This is a genomic window from Enterobacter sp. MGH 16 (assembly GCF_000493175.1).
Lineage (GTDB): Bacteria > Pseudomonadota > Gammaproteobacteria > Enterobacterales > Enterobacteriaceae > Enterobacter > Enterobacter roggenkampii.
Genome location: NZ_KI535695.1, coordinates 4,029,308 through 4,052,304, shown reverse-complemented (window position 1 = coordinate 4,052,304; position 22,997 = coordinate 4,029,308). Strand labels below are relative to the sequence as shown.

Annotated in this window: 22 protein-coding genes; 10 read left to right on the top strand and 12 right to left on the bottom strand. The window is 57.3% G+C overall.

Annotated features, from left to right (window positions below; translation table 11 throughout):
• Positions 1-87: 87 nt before the first annotated feature.
• Positions 88-828: a MipA/OmpV family protein gene (locus tag L362_RS03950; protein ID WP_021242443.1), complete on the bottom strand. Its 741-nt coding sequence runs from the start codon at positions 826-828 to the stop codon at positions 88-90.
• Positions 829-948: 120 nt separating this feature from the next.
• On the opposite strand from L362_RS03950, the gene L362_RS03955 reads away from it, so the two are divergent.
• Positions 949-1,911: a LysR family transcriptional regulator gene (locus L362_RS03955; RefSeq protein ID WP_008502735.1), complete on the top strand. Its 963-nt coding sequence runs from the start codon at positions 949-951 to the stop codon at positions 1,909-1,911.
• Here the strand turns inward: L362_RS03955 and aldB are convergent.
• From aldB to L362_RS03985, 6 genes are all read right to left on the bottom strand, one after another.
• Positions 1,908-3,446, bottom strand: a complete 1,539-nt coding sequence (gene aldB / locus L362_RS03960; protein ID WP_023345218.1) for an aldehyde dehydrogenase AldB — start codon at positions 3,444-3,446, stop codon at positions 1,908-1,910. The two genes, L362_RS03955 and aldB, sit on opposite strands and share 4 nt — an antisense overlap.
• Positions 3,447-3,532: 86 nt before the next feature.
• Positions 3,533-5,380 carry a selenocysteine-specific translation elongation factor gene (gene selB, locus L362_RS03965; protein ID WP_023345217.1) on the bottom strand — a complete coding sequence of 616 codons (1,848 nt, stop codon included), beginning with the start codon at positions 5,378-5,380 and terminating at the stop codon, positions 3,533-3,535.
• Positions 5,377-6,762 carry an L-seryl-tRNA(Sec) selenium transferase gene (gene selA / locus L362_RS03970; RefSeq protein WP_023345216.1) on the bottom strand — a complete coding sequence of 462 codons (1,386 nt, stop codon included), beginning with the start codon at positions 6,760-6,762 and terminating at the stop codon, positions 5,377-5,379. The genes selB and selA overlap by 4 nt, the downstream gene beginning before the upstream one ends.
• A 103-nt stretch (positions 6,763-6,865) precedes the next feature.
• The gene (locus L362_RS03975; RefSeq protein WP_008502731.1) at positions 6,866-7,474 is read right to left on the bottom strand and encodes a glutathione S-transferase; all 609 of its coding nucleotides are present in this window, start codon (positions 7,472-7,474) and stop codon (positions 6,866-6,868) included.
• Positions 7,475-7,564: 90 nt separating this feature from the next.
• Positions 7,565-8,701 carry an HlyD family secretion protein gene (locus tag L362_RS03980; protein ID WP_023345215.1) on the bottom strand — a complete coding sequence of 379 codons (1,137 nt, stop codon included), beginning with the start codon at positions 8,699-8,701 and terminating at the stop codon, positions 7,565-7,567.
• 2 nt (positions 8,702-8,703) lie between these two features.
• Positions 8,704-9,060, bottom strand: a complete 357-nt coding sequence (locus L362_RS03985) for a DUF3302 domain-containing protein (protein ID WP_008502729.1) — start codon at positions 9,058-9,060, stop codon at positions 8,704-8,706.
• 658 nt (positions 9,061-9,718) lie between these two features.
• Between L362_RS03985 and L362_RS03990 the strand changes: the two genes are divergently transcribed.
• The 9 genes from L362_RS03990 (at position 9,719) to trmL (ending at position 19,805) form a co-directional block, all read left to right on the top strand.
• Entirely contained in the window at positions 9,719-11,626 is a 1,908-nt protein-coding gene (locus tag L362_RS03990; RefSeq protein ID WP_021242437.1) for a PTS mannitol transporter subunit IICBA, read from the top strand.
• Between the two features lie 100 nt (positions 11,627-11,726).
• Complete coding sequence (mtlD, locus tag L362_RS03995) at positions 11,727-12,875, top strand: mannitol-1-phosphate 5-dehydrogenase (RefSeq protein WP_023345214.1); 1,149 nt, start codon at positions 11,727-11,729, stop codon at positions 12,873-12,875.
• Positions 12,872-13,462: a mannitol operon repressor MtlR gene (gene mtlR, locus L362_RS04000; RefSeq protein ID WP_008502725.1), complete on the top strand. Its 591-nt coding sequence runs from the start codon at positions 12,872-12,874 to the stop codon at positions 13,460-13,462. Before mtlD ends, mtlR begins: the two co-directional genes overlap by 4 nt.
• 58 nt (positions 13,463-13,520) lie before the next feature.
• Positions 13,521-13,883, top strand: a complete 363-nt coding sequence (locus L362_RS04005) for a YibL family ribosome-associated protein (protein WP_008502724.1) — start codon at positions 13,521-13,523, stop codon at positions 13,881-13,883.
• Positions 13,884-14,154: 271 nt separating this feature from the next.
• Positions 14,155-15,810, top strand: a complete 1,656-nt coding sequence (gene lldP, locus L362_RS04010; RefSeq protein WP_023294815.1) for an L-lactate permease — start codon at positions 14,155-14,157, stop codon at positions 15,808-15,810.
• Positions 15,807-16,580 carry a transcriptional regulator LldR gene (gene lldR / locus L362_RS04015; RefSeq protein ID WP_008502722.1) on the top strand — a complete coding sequence of 258 codons (774 nt, stop codon included), beginning with the start codon at positions 15,807-15,809 and terminating at the stop codon, positions 16,578-16,580. Before lldP ends, lldR begins: the two co-directional genes overlap by 4 nt.
• Positions 16,577-17,764: a quinone-dependent L-lactate dehydrogenase gene (lldD, locus tag L362_RS04020; RefSeq protein WP_008502721.1), complete on the top strand. Its 1,188-nt coding sequence runs from the start codon at positions 16,577-16,579 to the stop codon at positions 17,762-17,764. Before lldR ends, lldD begins: the two co-directional genes overlap by 4 nt.
• Before the next feature lie 181 nt (positions 17,765-17,945).
• Positions 17,946-19,286 (top strand): MFS transporter, encoded by a 1,341-nt coding sequence (locus L362_RS04025; protein WP_023345213.1) that lies wholly within the window; start codon positions 17,946-17,948, stop codon positions 19,284-19,286.
• A 45-nt stretch (positions 19,287-19,331) separates the two neighbouring features.
• Complete coding sequence (gene trmL, locus L362_RS04030; protein WP_023345212.1) at positions 19,332-19,805, top strand: tRNA (uridine(34)/cytosine(34)/5-carboxymethylaminomethyluridine(34)-2'-O)-methyltransferase TrmL; 474 nt, start codon at positions 19,332-19,334, stop codon at positions 19,803-19,805.
• On the opposite strand, the gene cysE is transcribed toward trmL, so the two are convergent.
• The 5 genes from cysE to L362_RS04055 form a co-directional block, all read right to left on the bottom strand.
• Positions 19,802-20,623, bottom strand: coding sequence for a serine O-acetyltransferase (gene cysE / locus L362_RS04035; protein ID WP_008502718.1), 822 nt, complete (start codon positions 20,621-20,623; stop codon positions 19,802-19,804). The two genes, trmL and cysE, sit on opposite strands and share 4 nt — an antisense overlap.
• A 74-nt stretch (positions 20,624-20,697) precedes the next feature.
• Positions 20,698-21,717 (bottom strand): NAD(P)H-dependent glycerol-3-phosphate dehydrogenase, encoded by a 1,020-nt coding sequence (gene gpsA / locus L362_RS04040; protein WP_023345211.1) that lies wholly within the window; start codon positions 21,715-21,717, stop codon positions 20,698-20,700.
• Positions 21,717-22,184, bottom strand: a complete 468-nt coding sequence (gene secB, locus L362_RS04045; RefSeq protein WP_008502716.1) for a protein-export chaperone SecB — start codon at positions 22,182-22,184, stop codon at positions 21,717-21,719. Before secB ends, gpsA begins: the two co-directional genes overlap by 1 nt.
• 32 nt (positions 22,185-22,216) lie before the next feature.
• Positions 22,217-22,468 carry a glutaredoxin 3 gene (gene grxC / locus L362_RS04050; RefSeq protein ID WP_008502715.1) on the bottom strand — a complete coding sequence of 84 codons (252 nt, stop codon included), beginning with the start codon at positions 22,466-22,468 and terminating at the stop codon, positions 22,217-22,219.
• Between the two features lie 11 nt (positions 22,469-22,479).
• A complete protein-coding gene (locus L362_RS04055) occupies positions 22,480-22,911 on the bottom strand; it encodes a rhodanese-like domain-containing protein (RefSeq protein WP_008502714.1) in 432 nt (143 codons plus the stop codon).
• Between the last annotated feature and the right edge of the window lie 86 nt (positions 22,912-22,997).

The following is a 22,997-nucleotide window of genomic DNA, read 5'->3' as shown; positions in this document are numbered from 1 at the left end:
TCGGGCATTGAGATGGGCTTTAAGGAACAGCAGTGCAGGCAAGATCGTAGGCCGGGTAAGGCAACGCCGCCACCCGGCTTTACCGCATCAGAAACGCCAGGTCAGGCCGGTCATCAGCGCGAAGCTGTCGTCGCGGTCGATCATCGGGCTATTCTTCACGTCGTCAGGCAACACGGTGTAGACCGCGCTGGCGTTAAGATACAGCTTCTGGGTTAACTGATATTTAGCCGCCAGGCCAACGTATGGCGTCCAGCTGTCGCCGGCGGTGTATTGATCCAGTCCGGAGCGGCGAGACTCGCTACCGGATACGCCGTAGTAGTAGTCGTTATAGCTTTCGTCGCTGTAGAACACACCTACGGAAGGCGTCAGGGTCAGGCGCTCCATTTTGATCGGACGGAAGTACGATACTTCGCCGATCACGCCGCCGCTTTCATCCGTGGCATCACCAGAGACCGCCACTTTCAGCGAACCCCAGCTTTCGTGGCGGTAGTACGCCCCACCGAGGAAGGCGGATGCTTTACGCTCATCAAGCTGCTTCATCTGATGATCGTCGTTATCGTCAGGGTCGAAATGCAGCGGCATCCACGTTGCGGTCAGGCTCAATTCATTTTTTGCATCTTTCCACAGGATCCATCCGCCCGTGGTCTGGCGAACGTAGAAACGATCGCCTTCGTAGCTAATCAACGGTACTGCGGTCGTATTTTCGTTATAGCCTTTGTAAGGAGACTCATTAAATACAGCCCCCGCACCAAGTGAAAATTCACCGGCCATGGCAGACGTTGATGCAAATAACGTGGCAGCGATCAGTAAATTGTATTTAATAGTCATTCCATGTAATCCATATATATGCCAAACAAGCGAGGCGCATAATAATGGTTACAAAATTGCCAATGCAACGCTGCGGTTTATATAATATTATATATAAAATCATATAGATGGGTGTGCATAATGAGTACATTACAGCTAAAACCACGCGAATTAAAAATTATCTCCGTCATTGCAGCCACCCACAGCATTGGTGATGCCGCCGCCCTGCTGGGTATGGCGCAGGCCAACGTCAGTAAATATCTGTCTGATTTTGAAACGCGGGTTGGGCTCAAGGTTTTTGAGCGCACCACGCGGCAGCTGGCCCTGACCCAGTTTGGTGAAGCGTTACTCCCCTACGTGAATGCCACGCTGGATAAGAACAGCCAGCTTGTTAATTTCATTGCTGATTATAAGCATGAAAAGCGCGGAAAAGTGACGATCTATGCCCCAACAGGTATCGTGACCTACCTCGCGCGACACGTGATCCATCAGATAGAAGACATCGGCGACATCCGCATCTCCCTGAAAACCTACAATCTGGACCGGAATGAATTTTCAGAAGGCGTTACCTTTCCGGATGACTGCGACATTTTAATTACCTATGCTCAGCCGAAAGACGAAAGCCTGGTGGCCAGCGTTTTGACACAATATTCCGTTACGGCCTTCGCAACCGTAGAATATTTAAATAAACATCCCTTAACCGGACCTGAAGATTTAATTAATCACTCCTGTATTCTCATTGACTCCATGCTGGTCGATGAAGCCAACATCTGGCGTTTCCGCGTGCACGGCAGCGATGACGTGCATGACTACCGGGTGACCGGTAATTATATTTGCGACAATACGCAGACGGCCCTGGAGCTGGCAAGAAATAATCTTGGGATTGTTTTTGCGCCAAAAGAGAGCCTGAAAAAAGAATTAACGAAAGGCATGCTCGTCCCCTGCTTCCCGCATCAGGAAGAGTGGTGGCTCGATCTGACCGCCATCTTCCGCAAACGCGAATACCAGCCCTGGCGCGTGCAATACGTTCTGGATGGCGTACTGAACTGCCTGCGCCAGCAAATCGCTCAGGCCGCCCACGGACGGCCTGAGCTGGGCGACTAGAATAGCCCCAGGGGCTTATCGGAATAGCTGACCAGCAGACATTTGGTCTGCTGGTAATGCTCCAGCATCATCTTGTGGGTTTCACGCCCGATGCCCGACTGCTTATAACCGCCAAATGCCGCGTGTGCCGGATAGGCGTGATAGCAGTTGGTCCAGACGCGCCCGGCCTGAATGCCGCGGCCCATTTTATAGGCCAGATTACCGTTGCGGCTCCAGACGCCTGCCCCCAGGCCATACGGCGTGTCGTTGGCAATCGCCAGCGCCTCCTCCATCGTTTTAAAGGTGGTCACGGCCAGCACCGGTCCGAAGATTTCCTCCTGGAAAACGCGCATGGTGTTCTGCCCGAACAGGATCGTCGGCTCAAGATAATACCCGTCCTGCAGATCCCCTCCGAGCACCTTACGGCGTCCGCCGGTGAGAATATCCGCCCCCTCCTTCTTGCCGATGTCGATGTAGTTGAGGATCGTTTCCAGCTGTCCATGCGAGACCTGTGCCCCCATCTGAGTGACATTATCGAGCGGGTTACCGCTGCGGATAGACTCGACGCGGCGAATGGCCCGCTCCATAAAGCGCTCGTAGATGGATTCCTGCACCAGCGCGCGGCTTGGGCAGGTGCAGACTTCGCCCTGGTTAAACGCAAACAGCGCAAACCCTTCCAGGGCTTTATCGAAGAAGGCATCCTCTTCCTCCATCACGTCCTCGAAGAAGATGTTCGGGGATTTCCCGCCCAGCTCGAGGGTCACCGGAATGATGTTTTGCGTGGCGTACTGCATGATCTGCTGGCCCACCTCCGTCGACCCGGTAAACGCCACTTTGGCAATCCGTTTTGAGGTGGCCAGATATTCCCCTATCTCACCGCCCGCACCGTTGACCACGTTAATCACGCCCGGCGGCAGCAGATCGCCAACGATTTCCATCAGCAGCAGGACCGAGAGCGGGGTCAGACGCGCCGGTTTGAGCACAATACAGTTTCCGGCCGCCAGCGCGGGCGCCATTTTCCAGCTCGCCATCAGCAGCGGGAAGTTCCACGGAATAATTTGGCCTACTACCCCCAGCGGTTCGTGGAAGTGATACGCCACGGTGTCGCTGTCAACTTCGCTGATCCCGCCCTCCTGCGCGCGAATACAGGAGGCAAAATAGCGGAAGTGGTCGATAGCCAGCGGCACGTCAGCCGCCATCGTTTCCCGGATCGGCTTGCCGTTATCCCAGGTTTCCGCCGTCGCCAGCAGCTCCAGATTTTGCTCCATCCGGTCGGCGATTTTGAACAGGATCGCCGCCCGGTCCTGCACGGAGGTGTGAGCCCATTTCTCTTTCGCTTTGTGGGCCGCATCCAGCGCCAGGTCGATATCACGCTTACCGGAGCTGGCAATCTCGCACAGCGGCTGGCCGGTAACCGGCGTCAGGTTGGAATAGTATTCGCCGTCGACGGGCGCGACCCAGTCGCCGCCAATAAAGTTGTCATAACGGGGCTTCAGCTTGAGGGGAAAACCATACTCGCCGGGCTGGATACGCGATGAGGGAGGATTGTTTGTCATGTCCGTCTCCTTGCTGTTGGTGTACAACAAGGGTAGTTCCGGCTGGCGATTTTCTCGCCAACCGGTAACGGTGTTTACGACGGAGGTCACGGAGTTTCAGGAAATAATAACGAATCGCGCAACAGATGATCGTTACCGCGACGGCGGGTAAAGCCGATGCGGTTGAAATACTCCAGGATCTGAATCGCCAGCTTGCGGCCCACGTTCAGCCGATCGCGGAAATCCGCTGCGCAGGTCGAGCCGCGCGCCTGATCCAGCTCGCGGATCAGGTTGGCAAACGCCACAATGCGATCGTTACGGTAGTAACGATCTTTCACGATCGCGACGATTAGCCCCTGCTGCGCCGCATGGCGCAACACCTGCCGCATCAGCTGCTCTTCGGTATTCGTTTCGCGAGCCAGATCCCGAACCCACCACGGCTCATCGCCAAACAGCGGGGCTACTTTTTGCCATATCGCCTCCTGATCTGCGGTGAACCCGGCCTTGTGATCCGGCAGGTGCAGCCAGCCGTGGTGGCTTTTAATCACCCCGCTTTCGCGCATGTTTTCGATCAGCAGCAGCACCAGCGCATCGTCTTCCATCGGCAGCGCCATGCGTCGCAGACGCTCACGGCCCGGGCCTGGCTCGTCCTGATGCTGTTCGTGGTAAGTCGCAAGCGTGTTCAGTATCTTACGCTGCCATTGCGCAGCAACCGGGGCATTGAGCAGGCTGTCTCCGGCCTGTATAAAGCCCGGCTCCTGGGTCAGCTGGCGTAAGCCTTCCCCGCTCAGCTGGCGTGCCCATGCAAAATCACGCAGACTCACCGCCCCGCGATCGAGGTGCACCCGCAGCGCGGCGTTATCCTCTTTGGCCTGCGCCAGCGCGGCCAGCCACTGAAGATATTCCGGCTTACGCTTGCCGCGTCGAGGTGGGTTAAGCGCCACCACGCGCGCCCCCGCCAGCGTTTCCCTTGCAGAAATGTCACGCAGTACCAGACGATCGTTGTCTGCCAGCCAGAGCGGCGAATCGAATACCAGCTCGGCAAGGTCGTTTTCCAGCAGCGACACGCGCCCGGTGATATGGCTGGCCGCGTGGTGAATATGCAGCGGCTGCCATTGGGTCAACGGTATGTGTGTCTGCAGGGAGACAATCACGCGTTCAGACGGTTCCGGTGGAGCATCGGCCAGCAGCCAGTCTCCGCGGTTCAGCTGCTCTTTTTCCGCATCCCCGGCAATGTTCAGCGCGATACGTTGTCCGGCGTGGGCACGGTCAGCGGGCTGGTTTTGTGCGTGCAGTCCGCGCACGCGCATCGGTTTATTCACGCCCGTCAGCCAGAGGGTATCTCCCACGCTGACTTCACCGCTCAGCGCGGTGCCGGTTACGACCAGCCCCGCACCTTTTACGGTAAAGGCCCGGTCGATCGCCAGACGAAAGCGGTGATGGCTGGCGTGAGCGCGTGATGAAAGGTGCTGTAAATGGTGGCGAAGTTCGTCGATAGCACGCCCTTCTGTCGCCACGGTGACAAAAAGCGATGCATCGGCAAAGCCATACTCCCGCAGTGTCGCCTGGACCGTTTCGCGCACCTCGCTGACGCGCGCGTCATCCACGCGATCGGCTTTGGTCAGCGCCACGGTCAGCTGCGGGTTGCCGGTTAGCTGCAGGATCGCCAGGTGCTCGCGGGTTTGCGCCATCACGCCGTCATCGCAGGCCACCACCAGCAGGGCATGATCGATGCCGCCCACGCCCGCCAGCATGTTAGACAGAAACTTTTCATGCCCCGGCACATCAATAAAGCCCAGCACGCGGCCATCAGGCTGGGGCCAGTAGGCATAGCCCAGATCGATGGTCATGCCGCGCTTTTTCTCTTCCGGCAGGCGGTCGGCGTTTACGCCGGTAATCGCCTGCAGTAACGTGGTTTTTCCGTGGTCAACGTGACCGGCGGTGGCAATAATCATTTCAACAACATCTCCAGAAATCGCTCTTCATCTTCAAGGCAGCGCAGATCCAGCCACATTCGGCCGTCGTAAATCCGCCCGATAACCGGCGTCGGCAGGCCACGCCAGCGTGACGACAGGGCGTCAAGATGGCTACCGCGCCCGTCACGCGGCGTGAACGTCAGCGCCTCACTCGGCAGCCTGTCCACCGGCAGCGAACCGCTGCCAATCTGCGACTGGCAGGACTCAATGCGAACGTCAAAATCGGGGTAGTGCGGGGCGACGCGCGGCAGCAGTAATTCGGCCTGGGCTCGAATCGAGGCGGCATCGCGGCTTAACAGGCGCAGCGTGGGCAGGCGCTCAGCCAGTTTTTCCGGATGGAGATAGAGCCGCAGCGTCGCCTCCAGCGCGGCAAGCGTCATTTTATCGGCGCGCAGGGCGCGCTTGAGCGGATGCTGCTGCAGCTGCGCAATCAGCTCGCGCTTGCCGACGATAATCCCGGCCTGCGGCCCGCCCAGCAGTTTGTCGCCGGAAAAGCTGACCAGGCTAACGCCCGCCGCAATCATCTCTTGCGGCATCGGCTCTTTTGGCAGCCCGTACAGGCTCAGATCCACCAGCGAGCCGCTGCCGAGATCGGCAATCACCGGTATATTCAATTCGCGCCCAATCGCCGCCAGCTCCGCCTCTTCAACCGTTTTGGTGAAGCCTTCAATATGGTAATTGCTGGTGTGAACCTTCATCAGCAGGGCGGTATTTTCATTCACCGCCGTGCGATAGTCTTTCGCATGGGTACGGTTAGTGGTACCCACCTCATGCAGCGTACAGCCCGCCTGGCGCATCACGTCAGGAATACGAAACGCTCCGCCAATCTCCACCAGCTCGCCGCGGGACACCACCACCTCTTTGCCGCTGGCGGTGGCCGCCAGCATCAGCAGCACCGCTGCGGCGTTATTATTCACAATGCAGGCATCTTCCGCGCCGGTCAGCTGGCACAGCAGCTCCGCCAGCGCGCGGTCGCGGTGCCCGCGTCCGGCGCCGTCCAGATCGTACTCCAGCGTTACGGGCGCTTGCATGGCCTGCACGACCGCGGCAACGGCCTCTTCCGCCTGCTGCGCGCGCCCCAGGTTGGTATGCAGCACGGTTCCGGTCAGGTTTATCACCGGGCGTAATGCGCTTTGCGCCTTCTCATCCAGCCGCTGTTCAACTTCCTGCTCCCACGCGCTACACCAGGCGGGCAAGGCGTTTTCTGCCTGAATCGCGCATCGGGCTTCGTCCTGAAGCAGGCGTAACATTTCCACCGTCGCGGTATGGCCGAAACGCTCAGCAACGGCATGAATGCGGGGTTCGCGAAGAAGACGGTCGGTAGCGGGGATCTGGCTGTACAGCGAATGATGAGTAGTCATGAAGGCGCCTGGCGAGTAAATATCTTCCCCCCTCCCGACGGGAGAGGGAGTTAACATGTGGGGGGATTGTACCGCCTCCGACGGCGAAGTGTTATAACCCGCGTCAAGCCTTTGGTGGTTCGGTACGGGCAAAGCTCTCGCGGCTAAACAGCGTGTCTGCAAGCTTCACCAGCAGCGGACGGTCGACGCACCAGCCCGGGGAGACGTGGCGGAAGTTGAGATAACCAATCGCGCAGGCGATGGCGATGGTCCCCAGGTTCAGGCTGTCGGTGTCGATCTTTCCCTCCCGGATAAGCTGTTCACACCTGTCCAGGCTGCGGCTGATTTTTTCCCGCTGGCGTAACAGTTCCGTTTCCGACTGCTGGGCAGCGGGCCTTGCCTGTTCCCGTACGGAGGTTAACGCCGCATCCATAATACCGTCGGCCAGGGCTTCGACCTGCTTCACCGCCAGCGCCGCTTTTGGGTCAGCAGGCAGCATAGCCGGGGCAACGCCCAGCAGCTCAATGTACTCGGCAATTATTGGAGAATCGAACCAGTACTCGCCCTCGTCCGTGACCAGCGCCGGGACTTTTCCCAGCGGGTTGTACTGCGCAACGCCGTTTTCCGCGTTGTAAGGCTGTTCATTCACGAATTCAAATTCAATCCCCTTCTCCAGCAGGAGAATCGAGATTTTTCGCACGAAGGGACTGGTGTAGCTGCCGATGAGTTTCATTGCCTGATCCTTAATGCCGGAAAAAAGTCAGTATGGATCAAGCGATGAAAAAAGGGCAGGTCTGCATGTCGCATTCCTGCCCTGGAAGGATTAGTGATCGAGGTAGAGGTAGTGCATCCAGCTGGTCATACGCAGCAGTACTTTACGCATGACCGAGACGTGGGCGAAGTGGTCCGAATAGACCGCCACCTGGGCATAGATACCGTCCGGCAGGGCATCGACTTCAGCGTCAGGGCTCAGCTCGATGATGGCCTGAACGCCATCCGTGCCCGGCACCACCGTCAGAGACTGGAGCGCACCCTGCGCCTGATAGGTTCCCCCCGGCACCACCGGCAGAATTGCGGTGAGCTTCCCGGAGAATACCTGGCCCGGCAGGGCGTTAAACACCACTTCCGCTTCATCGCCCGGTTTCAGACGCAGCAGCGAGTTCTGGCGGAACTGGGCCACAATCTGACGCTTCTGTTCAGGAATGAAGACCATCACCGGACGCAGAGGCAGCGCGGCGGCATAGGTCCCCGGACGGATCAGCACCTGGGTGATGTAACCATCGCTCGGCGCACGCACTACGGTCTGGTCCAGGTTATATTTGGCTTCGGCAAGCTGGGCACGTAACGAAGCAATCTGTGACTGCTCGCCGTTCACCATGCTGTCTAACTGGCTTTGAATCTGCACCTGCTCAGCCACGGAGCCTTTCACCATGGCATCCTGTGCCAGATAGTTTTGCCGCGCGTTGTCGATATCGCTTTCAGAGAAAGGATTCACCTTCGCCTGGCTGCCTTTCAGGTAGCGCTGATAATCTTTATAGAGGCGATCGCGCTCAGCGGAGACGCGTGTGGTATTGGCAACCGCTTCCGACAGCTGCGCTTTCAGGTTATCGATATTGTGCGTCGCGGTTACCAGGTCAGCCTGGAGTCTGTCGACGCGCGCCTGGTAGCGGCCAGGATCCAGTTTAAATAACACTTCGCCTTTTTTAATAAGCTGGTTATTTTTATCCGTGACTTCACTGACCACACCGGTCACCTGCGGCGTGATTGGAATAGAAATAACCGCTTTCTGCGCCGTAAAGGTATACGGATGGTTATAGTTCATTAACAGAATAAGACCGGCAACAATAAATACGCCGCCTAATGTTGCGGTGGCAAGCGTCCACTGGTTGACCGGAATTCGAAATATTTTAAAAATGGCCCAGGCAAATGCCACGTAGGTCAAAATAATCAACAGATCCATGATTAGCGCTCCAGCGTGTTCTTATCAGCAGTGGGCTGTACTGCAGCCAGCTTTTGTTCGAGTTCCGCCACGCGTTTGGCCAGCGCATCCATGCCCGGAACTTCATCAGGCTTTGTGATGTGGTTTTGCATGCCCCAGCCGCGATCTTCGCGGTACAGCGTGGCCCAAATCCACAGGAATGGCCAGATGGCATGGAGTGTAAACAGGCTAATCCAGCCTGCCGTATGAATGGCATCGGCATGCGGATGGTTACGCTTTTTGGCCATATTATAAGGAATATCATGGATGGCGATGATTCCGTAAAAAAGAACCAGAAATACAAAAATCAATACGCCCAGCGCAAAATAGTTGAGAAACATATTCTCCTCACTTAAACAACGTCAACTCATTAAATTAATAAAACGGTACGCAACCTAATTAATTTTTTTATAAACACGGGGATGTGCTTACTATTTCCGAGCCGGGGAGTATGAGTTTTTATAATATCTCCATGCAAGTTTATAAGCGTGTCAAAATATATCCTGAATAATAATAGACTTAACCTTACAATATGAGCGTAATCCACCTTTTAACTTTTCGCCATACCACACATCAAAAGTGGTTTTTTAGCTTATCGTGTCGTGCCATATCATCCTGGCGCTGAAACGCGAAGCAGAGTTTGCCGCCGATCACAGCCGGAGAAATCTGCATAAAAATATTTTGTGAAATCAGTCACAATCCAGAAACAAACACGCCATAACAAAACGTGACGGTAATCACACAAAGGGGTGGATTTTGCTTTTTTTATCGCCATCGTATTTTTTTTGCCCACTTATTTTGTGATTGAGATCACTTCATTGACATCCCTACCCCCTGCCTTTACGTGACACACATCACATAAATTTTCCCTGTCTGGACAGTTGAACGATTCAGTGCCAGATTTCACAGCATCAGAACAGGGCCCGGCTACCTCTGCCGCCTCATTAACAATAAACCTCGGGCCATAAGCCTAAGCGTAAACAGAAGAAGGGGTGTTTTATGTCATCCGATTTCAAGATCAAAGTTCAAAGCTTTGGTCGTTTCCTCAGCAACATGGTGATGCCAAATATCGGCGCGTTTATCGCGTGGGGTATCATCACTGCATTGTTCATTCCGACAGGGTGGTTGCCTAACGAAACGCTGGCGAAACTTGTTGGCCCAATGATTACCTATCTCCTGCCGCTGCTCATCGGTTTCACCGGGGGTCGTCTGGTGGGCGGTGACCGTGGTGGCGTCGTGGGTGCCATCACAACCATGGGTGTTATCGTCGGTGCGGATATGCCGATGTTCCTCGGTGCGATGATTGCCGGTCCTCTGGGCGGTTGGGCGATTAAGAAATTCGACGTCTGGGTTGATGGTAAGATCAAATCCGGCTTCGAAATGCTGGTGAACAACTTCTCTGCGGGCATCATCGGGATGATCCTCGCCATTCTGGCTTTCCTCGGCATTGGCCCTGCGGTTGAAGTGCTGTCTAAAGTTCTGGCGGCAGGCGTAAACTTCATGGTGGCGCATGAGATGCTGCCGCTGGCGTCGATCTTCGTTGAACCGGCGAAAATCCTGTTCCTTAACAACGCCATCAACCACGGTATCTTCTCGCCTCTGGGCATTCAGCAGTCACACGATCTCGGCAAGTCCATCTTCTTCCTGATTGAAGCCAACCCGGGCCCGGGTATGGGCGTACTGCTGGCGTACATCTTCTTTGGCCGTGGCAGCGCAAAACAGTCTGCTGGCGGTGCGGCGATCATCCACTTCCTGGGCGGTATCCATGAAATTTACTTCCCATACGTGCTGATGAACCCACGTCTGATCCTGGCCGTTATCCTCGGCGGTATGACCGGCGTGTTCACGCTGAGCGTCCTGGGCGGTGGTCTGGTTTCTCCGGCCTCTCCGGGTTCTATCCTGGCGGTACTGGCGATGACGCCAAAAGGCGCTTATTTCGCGAACCTCGCAGCTATCTTTGCGGCAATGGCCGTCTCTTTCGTGGTCTCTTCTATCCTGCTGAAAACCAGCAAAGTGAAAGAAGATGATGACATCGAAGCCGCAACCCGTCGTATGCACGACATGAAAGCCGAATCCAAAGGCGCAACGCCACTGGCAGCAGGTGATGTTTCTAACGACCTGAGCCACGTGCGTAAAATCATCGTTGCCTGTGATGCCGGTATGGGCTCCAGCGCAATGGGTGCAGGCGTGCTGCGTAAGAAAGTGCAGGATGCAGGCCTGACCAACATCTCCGTGACCAACAGCGCCATTAACAGCCTGCCGCCGGATGTTGACCTGGTGATCACGCACCGCGATCTGACCGAACGCGCCATGCGCCAGGTGCCGCAGGCACAGCACATTTCGCTGACCAACTTCCTCGACAGCGGCCTGTACACCAGCCTGACCGAACGTCTGGTTGCCGCGCAGCGTCACGAAGACAACGAAGTGAAAGTGCGCTCCAGCCTGCAGGACAGCTTTGACGAGAGCAACGCCCACCTGTTTAAGCTGGGTGCGGAAAACATCTTCCTCGGTCGTACCGCGGCCACCAAAGAAGACGCGATTCGCTTTGCCGGTGAGCAGCTGGTGAAAGGCGGCTACGTTCAGCCTGAATATGTCGACGCGATGCTGGAACGCGAAAAACTGACGCCAACCTATCTGGGCGAATCCATCGCGGTGCCGCACGGTACGGTTGAAGCGAAAGATCGCGTCCTGAAAACCGGCGTCGTATTCTGTCAGTACCCGCAGGGCGTGCGCTTCGGTGAAGAAGAAGATGACATCGCCCGTCTGGTCATTGGTATCGCCGCTCGCAACAACGAGCACATTCAGGTGATTACCAGCCTGACCAACGCGCTGGATGACGAGACGGTTATTGAGCGTCTGGCGAACACCACCAGCGTTGAAGAAGTTCTGGCTCTGCTTAACAAATAACGGTACTCCTCCCTCTCCCCCCGGGGAGAGGGCTAGGGTGAGGGGAAAACGTTCCTCACCCCAGCCCTCTCGGGTAAAAACATTGATGAAGGTTAACACTATGAAAGCATTACATTTTGGCGCAGGTAATATCGGTCGTGGTTTTATCGGTAAACTGCTGGCAGACGCGGGCATTACCCTGACATTCGCCGATGTGAATCAGGTCGTCCTGGATGCCCTGAATGCCCGTCATAGCTATCAGGTCCATGTGGTGGGCGAAAACGAGCAGGTTGAGACAGTATCTGGCGTCAACGCGGTCAGCAGCATCGGCGACGACGTTATTGACCTTATCGCCAGCGTCGATCTGGTCACCACCGCCGTGGGCCCGGTTGTGCTTGAGCGCATCGCCCCTGCGGTCGCGAAAGGCCTGGCAAAACGTAAAGCGCAGGGTATCGACACCCCGCTGAACATCATCGCCTGTGAAAACATGGTGCGCGGCACCACGCAGCTGAAAGGCCACGTTCTCAACGCTGTGGCAGATGAAGATAAAGCCTGGGTGGAAGCGCACGTCGGTTTTGTGGATTCCGCCGTGGACCGCATCGTTCCGCCGTCAGAATCTGCCACCAACGACCCGCTGGAAGTGACCGTGGAAACCTTCAGCGAGTGGATCGTCGATAAAACCCAGTTTAAAGGCGCGCTGCCGACCATCCCGGGAATGGAATTGACCGATAACCTGATGGCATTTGTCGAACGCAAACTCTTCACGCTGAACACCGGGCATGCTATAACCGCGTACCTCGGAAAATTGGCCGGTCATCAGACCATTCGTGATGCGATCCTCGATGAGAAGATCCGCGCGGTGGTAAAAGGGGCAATGGAAGAGAGCGGCGCGGTGCTGATCAAACGCTACGGTTTTGATGCTGAGAAACACGCAGCATACATCCAGAAAATCCTCGGTCGCTTTGAAAACCCGTATCTGAAAGATGACGTTGAGCGCGTGGGCCGTCAGCCGCTGCGTAAGCTGAGCGCGGGCGACCGCCTGATTAAGCCGCTGCTGGGCACGCTGGAATACGGTCTGCCGCACGCCAACCTGGTGAAAGGAATTGCCGCCGCGATGCACTACCGCAGCGAGCAGGATCCACAGGCGCAGGAACTGGCTCAGCTGATTGATACCCAGGGCGCGCAGGCTGCGCTGGCGCAGATTTCCGGTCTGGACGCCAACAGCGACGTGGTTGTGGAGGCGGTTAACGCATACAACGCAACCAAATGATGCAGAATGCGGCGCAGGTAATCCTGCGCCCTGATTACAGATTGTCAGATATGCAGGCAATAATGGAACAAACCCAGGCCTTTGAAAATCGTGTGCTTGAGCGTCTGAATGCTGGCAAAACCGTACGAAGTTTCCTGATTGCCGCCGTCGAGCTGTTAACCGAGGCGGTGAATATCCTGGTGCTTCAGGTGTTTCGCAAAGACGACTACGCGGTAAAATATGCTGTAGAACCGTTACTGGACGGAGACGGACCGCTGGGCGATTTATCCGTGCGTCTGAAGCTGATTTATGGTCTTGGCGTGCTGAACCGACAAGAGTATGAAGATGCGGAGCTGTTAATGGCGCTGCGCGAAGAACTCAACCATGACGGTAACGAATACACCTTTACCGACGATGAGATCCTGGGGCCGTTCGGCGAGCTGCACTGCGTCACCGCGCTCCCTCCGGCACCGCAGTTTGATAACAGCGACCCGGAGCTCTACGCGATGCAAAAGCTGCGTTATCAACAGGTTGTCCGTTCTACGATGGTCCTTTCCCTGACTGAGCTGATTTCCCGAATCAGCTTAAAAAAAGCGTTTCAGAAGTAAGCCTGCTCACATTGGTGTATCCTTCCCTGTAAATTCCCCGTTTTCAGAGTTATTTGTCATGAAAGAAGTCGAAAAGAACGAAATTAAACGCCTGAGCGACCGCCTGGATCTGATCCGCCACCAGATGGCGGGCCTGTCGCTGGTCGATTCCGCCGAGAAGTACGCCGAGCTTGAAAAAGAGACCGCGAAGCTGGAAGCGGAGATCGAGCGCCTGCGCGAGGTCAAAGGCCAGAAGCTGAGCAAAGAAGCGCAGAAGCTGATGAACATGCCGCACCGCCGTGCGATCACCAAAAAAGAGCAGGCCGACATGGGCAAGCTGAAGAAAAGCGTTCGTGGTCTGGTAGTGGTTCACCCGATGACCGAGCTTGGCCGCGAAATGGGCCTGAAAGAGATGACGGGCTTTTGTAAGACCGCGTTCTGATTTCATGCCGGGTGGCGCTGCGCTTACCCGGCCTACTCTTTTCCCCTTCGCGTGAATTGGTCCAACCAATAGCGCAATCAATCCTCCCCCGGTTCACAATTCCATTATTTCCGCTCACAAAACCATTGCTAGCTCATAACATCTGGTTAACCATTCATTGTCATTAACCCTACAACACAACATTGGCAGGACCACTTTTACACAGACTGTGACGCAGAGATGAGCGGAGACTCACCCGCAGCGCAGGCTGTCTGGTCCCCAGGAGACCTGCATGAGCCTCTGGCAACAAAACTACGACCCGGCCGGAAATATCTGGCTGTCGAGCCTGATCGCATCGCTGCCGATCCTGTTCTTCTTCTTTGCGCTGATTAAGCTCAAGCTGAAGGGCTACCTTGCCGCGACGTACACCGTCGCCATCGCCCTGATGGTGGCGCTGTTCTTCTACAAGATGCCGGTCGATCGCGCGCTGGCCTCCGTCGTCTACGGTTTCTTCTACGGCCTGTGGCCGATTGCGTGGATCATCATCGCGGCGGTCTTCGTCTATAAAATCTCGGTGAAAACCGGGCAGTTTGACATCATCCGCTCGTCGATTCTCTCCATCACGCCGGACCAGCGCCTGCAGATGCTGATTGTCGGCTTCTCCTTTGGGGCGTTTCTGGAAGGCGCGGCAGGCTTTGGCGCACCGGTGGCGATCACCGCCGCGCTGCTGGTGGGGCTGGGCTTTAACCCGCTGTATGCCGCGGGCCTGTGCCTGATTGTGAACACCGCGCCGGTGGCGTTTGGCGCGATGGGTATTCCGATTCTGGTCGCGGGCCAGGTGACCGGTCTGGACAGCTTTGAGATTGGCCAGATGGTTGGCCGCCAGCTGCCGTTCCTGACCATTATCGTCCTCTTCTGGATCATGGCGATTATGGACGGCTGGCGCGGCGTGAAGGAGACCTGGCCTGCGGTGATGGTGGCGGGCGGTTCGTTCGCGATTGCCCAGTACCTCAGCTCGAACTTCCTTGGCCCGGAGCTGCCAGACATCATCTCTTCGCTGGTGTCGCTGGTCTGCCTGACGCTGTTCCTGAAACGCTGGCAGCCGGTCCGTATTTTCCGCTTCGCCGACATGGGCGCTTCGCAGGTCGATCAAACGCTGGCCCGCACCGGCTACACCGCAGGCCAGGTGATCCGCGCCTGGTCGCCGTTCCTGTTCCTGACCGCCACGGTTACGCTGTGGAGCATCCCGCCGTTTAAAGCCCTGTTCGCCCCGGGCGGCGCGCTGTACGACATGGTCATTAACGTTTCGGTGCCGTTCCTCGACAAGATGGTCGCCCGTATGCCGCCGGTGGTGCACGCCGCCACGCCGTATGCCGCGGTCTATAAATTCGACTGGTTCTCCGCCACCGGGACCGCCATCCTGTTTGCCGCTATTCTTTCCGTGGTGTGGCTGCGCATGAAGCCTGCGGCTGCGGTACAGACCTTTGCGGCGACCGTTAAAGAGCTGATGCTGCCGATTTACTCCATCGGCATGGTGCTGGCGTTCGCGTTTATCTCGAACTACTCCGGCCTGTCATCAACGCTGGCACTGGCGCTGGCCCATACCAGCCACGCCTTCACCTTCTTCTCGCCGTTCCTCGGCTGGCTGGGGGTGTTCCTGACCGGTTCCGATACCTCGTCTAACGCCCTGTTTGCCGCACTGCAGGCAACGGCGGCCCAGCAGATTGGCGTGTCGGACGTCCTGCTGGTGGCCGCGAACACGACGGGCGGCGTGACCGGGAAAATGATCTCCCCGCAGTCCATTGCCATTGCCTGTGCGGCGGTGGGACTGGTCGGTAAAGAGTCGGATCTGTTCCGCTTTACCGTGAAACATAGCCTGATATTCACCTGTATGGTCGGAGTCATCACCACCCTGCAGGCCTATGTCTTAACCTGGATGATCCCATGATAGTGATGCCCAGACGCCTGTCCGACGAGATTGCCTCTCGCGTGCGGGCGCTGATTGAAGAACAACAGCTGGAAGCGGGCATGAAGTTGCCCGCCGAACGCCAGCTCGCCGCCCAGCTTGGCGTGTCGCGCAACTCACTGCGCGAGGCGCTGGCGACGCTGGTCAGCGAAGGGGTGCTGGTGAGCCGTCGCGGCGGCGGCACCTTTGTACGCTGGCAGCATGACGACTGGTCCGAGCAAAACATCGTTCAGCCGCTGAAAACGCTGATGGAGAACGACCCGGACTACAGCTTCGACATCCTTGAAGCGCGTCACGCCATCGAAACCAGTACCGCCTGGCACGCGGCCATGCGGGCAACCGACGCCGACAAAGAGAAACTCATCGCCTGCTTTGAGGCCACGCAAAGCCGCGACCCGGATATCGCCTCCCAGGCGGACGTGCGCTTTCACCTGGCGATTGCCGAGGCGTCGCACAACGTGGTGCTGCTCCAGACCATGCGCGGGTTCTTCGACCTGCTGCAATCCTCCGTGAAGCAGAGCCGCCAGCGGATGTATCTGGTTCCGCCGGTGTTTGCCCAACTGACCGAACAACACGAGGCGGTGCTCAACGCCATTCTGGCCGGTGATGCCGAGGCCGCACGCAAAGCGATGATGGCGCATCTCGGTTTCGTGCATACCACGATTAAACGATTCGATGAAGACCAGGCCCGACAGGCGCGTATTACCCGTCTGCCTGGCGACAGTGATATTTCCAGGGAGAACAAAGCATGATTATTTCAGCAGCCAGTGACTATCGCGCCGCGGCGCAGCGCATTTTGCCCCCGTTCCTGTTCCACTACATTGACGGCGGGGCGTATGCCGAATACACCCTGCGCCGCAACGTGGAAGACCTGTCGGAGGTGGCGCTGCGCCAGCGCGTGCTGAAGAATATGTCTGACCTCAGCCTTGAGACGAAACTGTTCAACGAAACGCTCTCCATGCCGGTCGCGCTCGCACCTGTCGGCTTATGCGGCATGTACGCCCGCCGTGGTGAAGTGCAGGCCGCCGCCGCGGCGGATGCCAAAGGCATTCCGTTTACCCTTTCTACCGTCTCGGTCTGCCCGATTGAAGAGGTCGCCCCGACCATCAAGCGGCCAATGTGGTTCCAGCTGTACGTCCTGCGCGATCGCGGCTTTATGCGTAACGCGCTGGAGCGCGCCAAAGCGGCGGGCTGCTCCACGCTGGTCTTTACCGTCGATATGCCGACCCCCGGCGCGCGCTATCGTGACGCCCACTCCGGCATGAGCGGCCCGAACGCTGCGCTCCGTCGTTACTGGCAGGCCGTGACCCACCCGCAGTGGGCGTGGGATGTCGGCCTGAACGGTCGTCCGCACGATCTCGGGAATATCTCGGCGTATCTGGGTAAACCCACCGGGCTGGAGGATTACATCGGCTGGCTGGCGAACAACTTCGATCCGTCCATCTCCTGGAAAGACCTGGAGTGGATCCGCGAATTCTGGGATGGCCCGATGGTGATCAAGGGGATCCTCGACCCGGAAGATGCCCGCGATGCGGTCCGCTTTGGCGCAGACGGGATTGTGGTTTCTAACCACGGCGGCCGCCAGCTCGACGGGGTGCTCTCCTCCGCCCGCGCCCTGCCGGCCATTGCCGATGCGGTGAAAGGCGATATTGCCATCCTGGCCGACAGCGGGATCCGCAACGGGCTGGACGTGGTGCGCATGATTGCGCTGGGTGCCGACAGCGTGCTGCTGGGGCGCGCGTATCTGTACGCCCTGGCGACCGCGGGCCAGGCGGGCGTGGCGAATCTGCTTAACCTGATCGAAAAAGAGATGAAGGTAGCGATGACGCTGACCGGTGCAAAAACGATTAGCGAAATCAGCAGGGATTCTCTGGTTCAGGAGTTAAGCAAATTACCGGCAGCGCTGGCTCCGCTTGCTCAGGGAAACGCGGCCTGAATTACCCCACGTTAACATCTCTTCTCACGCGTCCGATCTCCCCCTCGGGCGCTTTTTTATGCCAAAAATAACATCCAGATAACATATTGGATAAGAAAATTTGACATCTACCTGTCGCCCGCAATTGTATAGACAAGCAAAGACAAGAACACAAAAACAACATCACATCAGAGGGGAGCGTATGACCTATTCAGGTAAGGTGGATATTCAGCAGGTGATCGACGACAGCCACTTTTCAGGGTTTCACTGGCTGCTCATTGTGCTGGGCTTTCTGGTTCTGGCGATCGATGGCTTTGATACGGCGGCAATGGGCTACATCGCGCCCACGCTGTCGGCAGAATGGGGGATCCATAAGCAGGATCTGGGGCCGGTGCTGAGCGCCGCGCTGCTGGGGCTGTCGCTGGGCGCGCTGATTGCCGGTCCGGTATCGGACCGGATGGGGCGCAAGCGCGTGCTGGTCTTTTCGTGCCTGTTCTTCGGCCTTGCGAGCCTGGGGACGGCCTGGGCGCAAAGCCTGAATACCCTGACGCTGTGGCGCTTCCTGACCGGCCTGGGGCTCGGTGCCGCCATGCCGAACGCCATTACGCTGATCTCCGAGTTTGCCCCCCAGCGCTGTCGCGCGATGGCGATCAATACCATGTACTGCGGCTTCCCTCTGGGTGCGGCGGGCGGCGGCGCGATCTCGTCCTGGCTGATTCCCCACCACGGCTGGCGAAGCGTGCTGCTGACCGGCGCAATTGCGCCGCTGGTTTTAACGCTGCTGCTGGCGCTGCTTTTACCGGAGTCGGTGAAGTTTCTGGTGCAGCGCGGGAAAGATGTCATGCTGATCCGCCGTATCGCCAGCCGGTTCTCGCGCAGCACGCTGGAGGGCGTCACGGGCTTTTTCCTGGCGGAGGAGAAGGTCGCGTCGAAAAAAGGGAGCGTGTCGCAGCTGTTTTCCATGCCCTGGCTGCCCGGCACCCTGATGCTGTGGGTGACCTATTTTATGGGGCTGGTGATTTACTACGTCCTGCTGAGCTGGATGCCGACGCTGATGCAGGGGATGGGCTATGCGCTGGCGGAATCCGCATGGCTGACTTCGCTGTTCACCTTCGGCGGTACCGCGGGGATCCTGCTCGCAGGCTGGATGATGGACCGCTGGGAAGCGCACAGGGTGGTTGCGTGTGGTTTCGTCCTGACGATGGGCCTTATTCTGTTACTGGGCATTGAGCATAACCATATCGCCCTGTTTGGCGGGCTGATCTTCCTGATGGGGATCGCGATGAACGGTGCGCAGTCGGGCATGCAGACCCTGGCCGCCACCTTTTACCCTACCGAGTGCCGCGCGACGGGCATCGCCTGGATGCAGGGCATCGGCCGCTTTGGCGGCGTGGCGGGCACCATGACCAGCGCCCAGCTTCTTTCCATGCAGTGGCAGGCGGACAGTATTTTAATGATCCTCAGCGTGCCCGCCCTGGTGGCCGCGGCGGCAACCGTCTACAAAATGCTGTACAGCCGCTCGCAGGAACCCGGCGTCGCGTAGTTCCTCTCTTTTCTGCTATCCTGCCCCCGCAATTAAGGGGGCAGCATGCTTAACATCGTTTTATTCGAACCAGAAATTCCGCCGAATACCGGCAATATTATCCGCCTGTGTGCCAACACCGGTTTTCGTCTGCACATTATTGAGCCGATGGGCTTTACGTGGGACGACAAACGTCTGCGTCGCGCAGGGCTGGATTATCATGAATTTACCGCCGTTATTCGCCACCACGATTACGCCGCGTTTCTGGAAGCAGAGAAGCCGCAGCGCATGTTCGCCCTGACCACTAAAGGCACGCCAGCGCACAGCGCCGTGAGCTATCAGGCAGGTGACTATCTGATGTTTGGCCCGGAAACCCGCGGCCTGCCGGCCACGATTCTGGATGCCCTGCCCGCTGAGCAGAAAATCCGTATTCCGATGATGCCGGACAGCCGCAGCATGAACCTGTCGAACGCGGTGTCGGTGGTGGTGTATGAAGCATGGCGCCAGCTGGGATATCCGGGCGCCATTCTCAGAAGTTAAATGCCGTCACCATACTCGAAGGTATGGTGAATGCCGTTGAAGTGCTGATCCATATCCATGGACGGCTTATCGCTGTCTGGCTTACCGACGATGCGCGCCGGTACGCCAGCGGCGGTGGTGTGCGGCGGCACCGGCTGGAGCACCACGGAGCCTGCGCCGATCTTCGCGCCGCGTCCGACTTCGATATTGCCGAGGATTTTGGCACCCGCGCCAATCATCACCCCTTCACGAATTTTCGGATGGCGATCGCCGCTGGTTTTCCCGGTACCGCCCAGGGTAACCGACTGCAGGATCGAGACGTCGTCTTCAATCACCGCCGTTTCCCCGACAACGATACCGGTGGCGTGGTCGAGCATGATCCCGCGGCCAATCTTCGCCGCCGGGTGAATATCAACCTGAAACGTCACGGAAACCTGGTTTTGCAGGAAGATCGCCAGCGCGCGGCGGCCTTCATTCCATAGCCAGTGGCCGATGCGGTAAGCCTGCAGGGCGTGGAAGCCTTTCAGGTACAGCAGCGGCGTAGAGTATTTATCGACCGCCGGGTCACGCGTGCGCACCGCCTGGATATCGCAGGCGGCAGAGGCGATCATTTCCGGGTCAGCGGCGTAAGCCTCTTCCACCACCTCACGAATCGCAATCGCGGGCATGATCGAGGACGCCAGCTTGTTGGCGAGCATATAGCTCAGCGCGCTGCCGAGGTTTTCGTGCTTGAGTAGCGTTGCGTGGTAGAAACTGGCCAGCATAGGCTCACAGTCGGCCAGCGCCCGGGCTTCGGCTTTAATGTTATTCCAGACGATATCCAGTTCTTCACACGGCATTGCTTACTCCAGACGATAGTTAATGACCAGCCAGTTCTGCGCTGGCTGGGTCATTCAGGTGACAACGGTTCCGACTAGTTACTGCTGCGCTCGTCCTTGCGCGCACGACCTAATAAGGTCAATGCTGCCTCGCGCGCATTTTTTCCGCAATACAATACCTGATAAATTTCCTCGGTTATTGGCATTTCGACACCGAAACGGTGCGCCAACTCGCGAACTTCTTTGGTATTGCGGTAGCCTTCAACCACCTGGCCAATCTTCTCCTGCGCGTCTTTCACATCGCTGCCCTGTCCGAGCATCATGCCAAAGCGGCGGTTACGAGACTGGTTGTCGGTACAGGTCAGCACCAGATCGCCCAGGCCAGCCATCCCCATAAAGGTGGCCGGATCGGCACCCAGCGCTTCGCCCAGGCGGGACATCTCGGTCAGACCGCGGGTGATCAGCGCCGTACGGGCGTTGGCACCAAAACCAATGCCGTCGGACATCCCGGCGCCAATCGCAATCACGTTCTTCACCGCGCCGCCCAGCTGCACGCCGATAAAATCGGGGTTGCTGTAAACGCGGAAGCTCTTGCCGCAGTGCAGCAACTGCTGGAGATCGTCGGAGAAGGCCCGATCGGTGGAGGCCAGTGAAATCGCCGTCGGCAGGCCAGCGGCCAGCTCTTTGGCAAAGGTCGGGCCGGAGATGACCGCCAGCGGGATCGCATCACCCAGCGCTTCGCGGGCAACGTCCTGCAGCAGGCGTCCGGTTTCGGCTTCCAGTCCTTTCGTCGCCCAGACAACGCGCGCATCCGGGCGCATCAGCGGCTTAATCTGACGCAGCACGTCGCCAAAGACATGGCTCGGAACCACAATCAGAATGTTGCGGCTGGCCGTCAGCGCGGTCGCAAGGTCGCTTTCAAGGTGCAGGGAGTCAGGGAACGGAACGTCCGGGAGAAACGCCACGTTACAGCGGTCGCGCTGTAGCGTCGCGATATGTTTTGGGTCGTGGCCCCACAGGACCACATCGTGACCATTTCTTGCCAGCGTGATGGCAAGAGCGGTGCCGTATGAGCCGGCACCGATCACAGTCATTGACGCATTAACAGTGCTCATCAGGCATCCTGATGTTGTTCAGCACCTTCGCCAGCCTGCTGCTGCAGATAGTTCATGAACAGCGCATCAAAGTTAACTGGCGCAAGGTTCAGTTGCGGGAATGTACCGCGAGAAACCAGGCTGGTGATGCATTCACGTGCATACGGGAACAGAATGTTCGGGCAGTACGCACCCAGGCAATGCGCCATCTGGTTGCCTTCGATACCGCCGATGGAGAAGATACCGCCCTGCTGTACTTCACACAGGAAAGCAGTCTCTTCGCCCAGAGAAGCGGTCACGGTCACACGCAGTACGACTTCATACACGTCATCAGCCAGTTGGGTTGATGCGGTATCCAGATCAAGTTTAACCTCTGGCTGCCAGTCTTTCTGGAAAACGTGCGGCGCATTTGGCGCTTCAAAAGAGACATCTTTGGTGTAGATGCGCTGGATCTGGAAAATCATTTCATTATTGCTTTGTTCTGACATGGAAATACCCTTTTTAATTGTCCTAAAGTCTCTTAGCTCAGCAGCGGATCGAGTCCACCACGGGCATCGAGCGCATACAAGTCATCACAGCCGCCAATGTGCTGCGCATCAATAAAAATCTGTGGAACCGTCGTACGACCACTACGTTGGATCATCTCTTCGCGTTTAATCGCGTCACCGTCAATCGGCAGTTCCTGGAACGTGACGCCTTTGCTGTTCAGCAGCGCTTTCGCACGGTGGCAGAACGGGCACGTCGCTTTGGTGTAGATCTCAATATGGGCCATGACTGAACTCCTTATTTACCGCGTACCAAAGGAAGATTTTCCCCGCTCCAGCCGGAAATGCCTTCTTTCAGCACAGATACGTTTTCGAAGCCTGCTTTATGTAGCAGGCTGGCGGATTCCTGCGCCTGCATGCCGGTACCGTCAACAACGATAATCGGCTGGGCTTTATGCTTCTCAAGCTCGCCCACGTTGTTCGCTTTGATTTCAGCAGGCAGCAGGTTAATCGCACCTGCAATGTGCCCTTTGCGGAAATCGTCACGCTGACGCAGATCGACCACGACAGCATCTTCTTTGTTAATCAGACGCGTCGCTTCACCACGGGTGATAACCTTAATCTTAGACGTCAGGCTCTTAAATGTGGTGAACAGCACAGCAGCCAGCAGGCCAATCCACGCGATGCTCAGAACCGGATGGCGGCTAACGAATTGCATAATTTCTTGCATGGAGGGTAACTACTCCCGACTTAGTGATTAAAAAAACCAGGACAGGAGTATACCTGTGCGTTCTGGCAAATACAGCCAGCGACCCT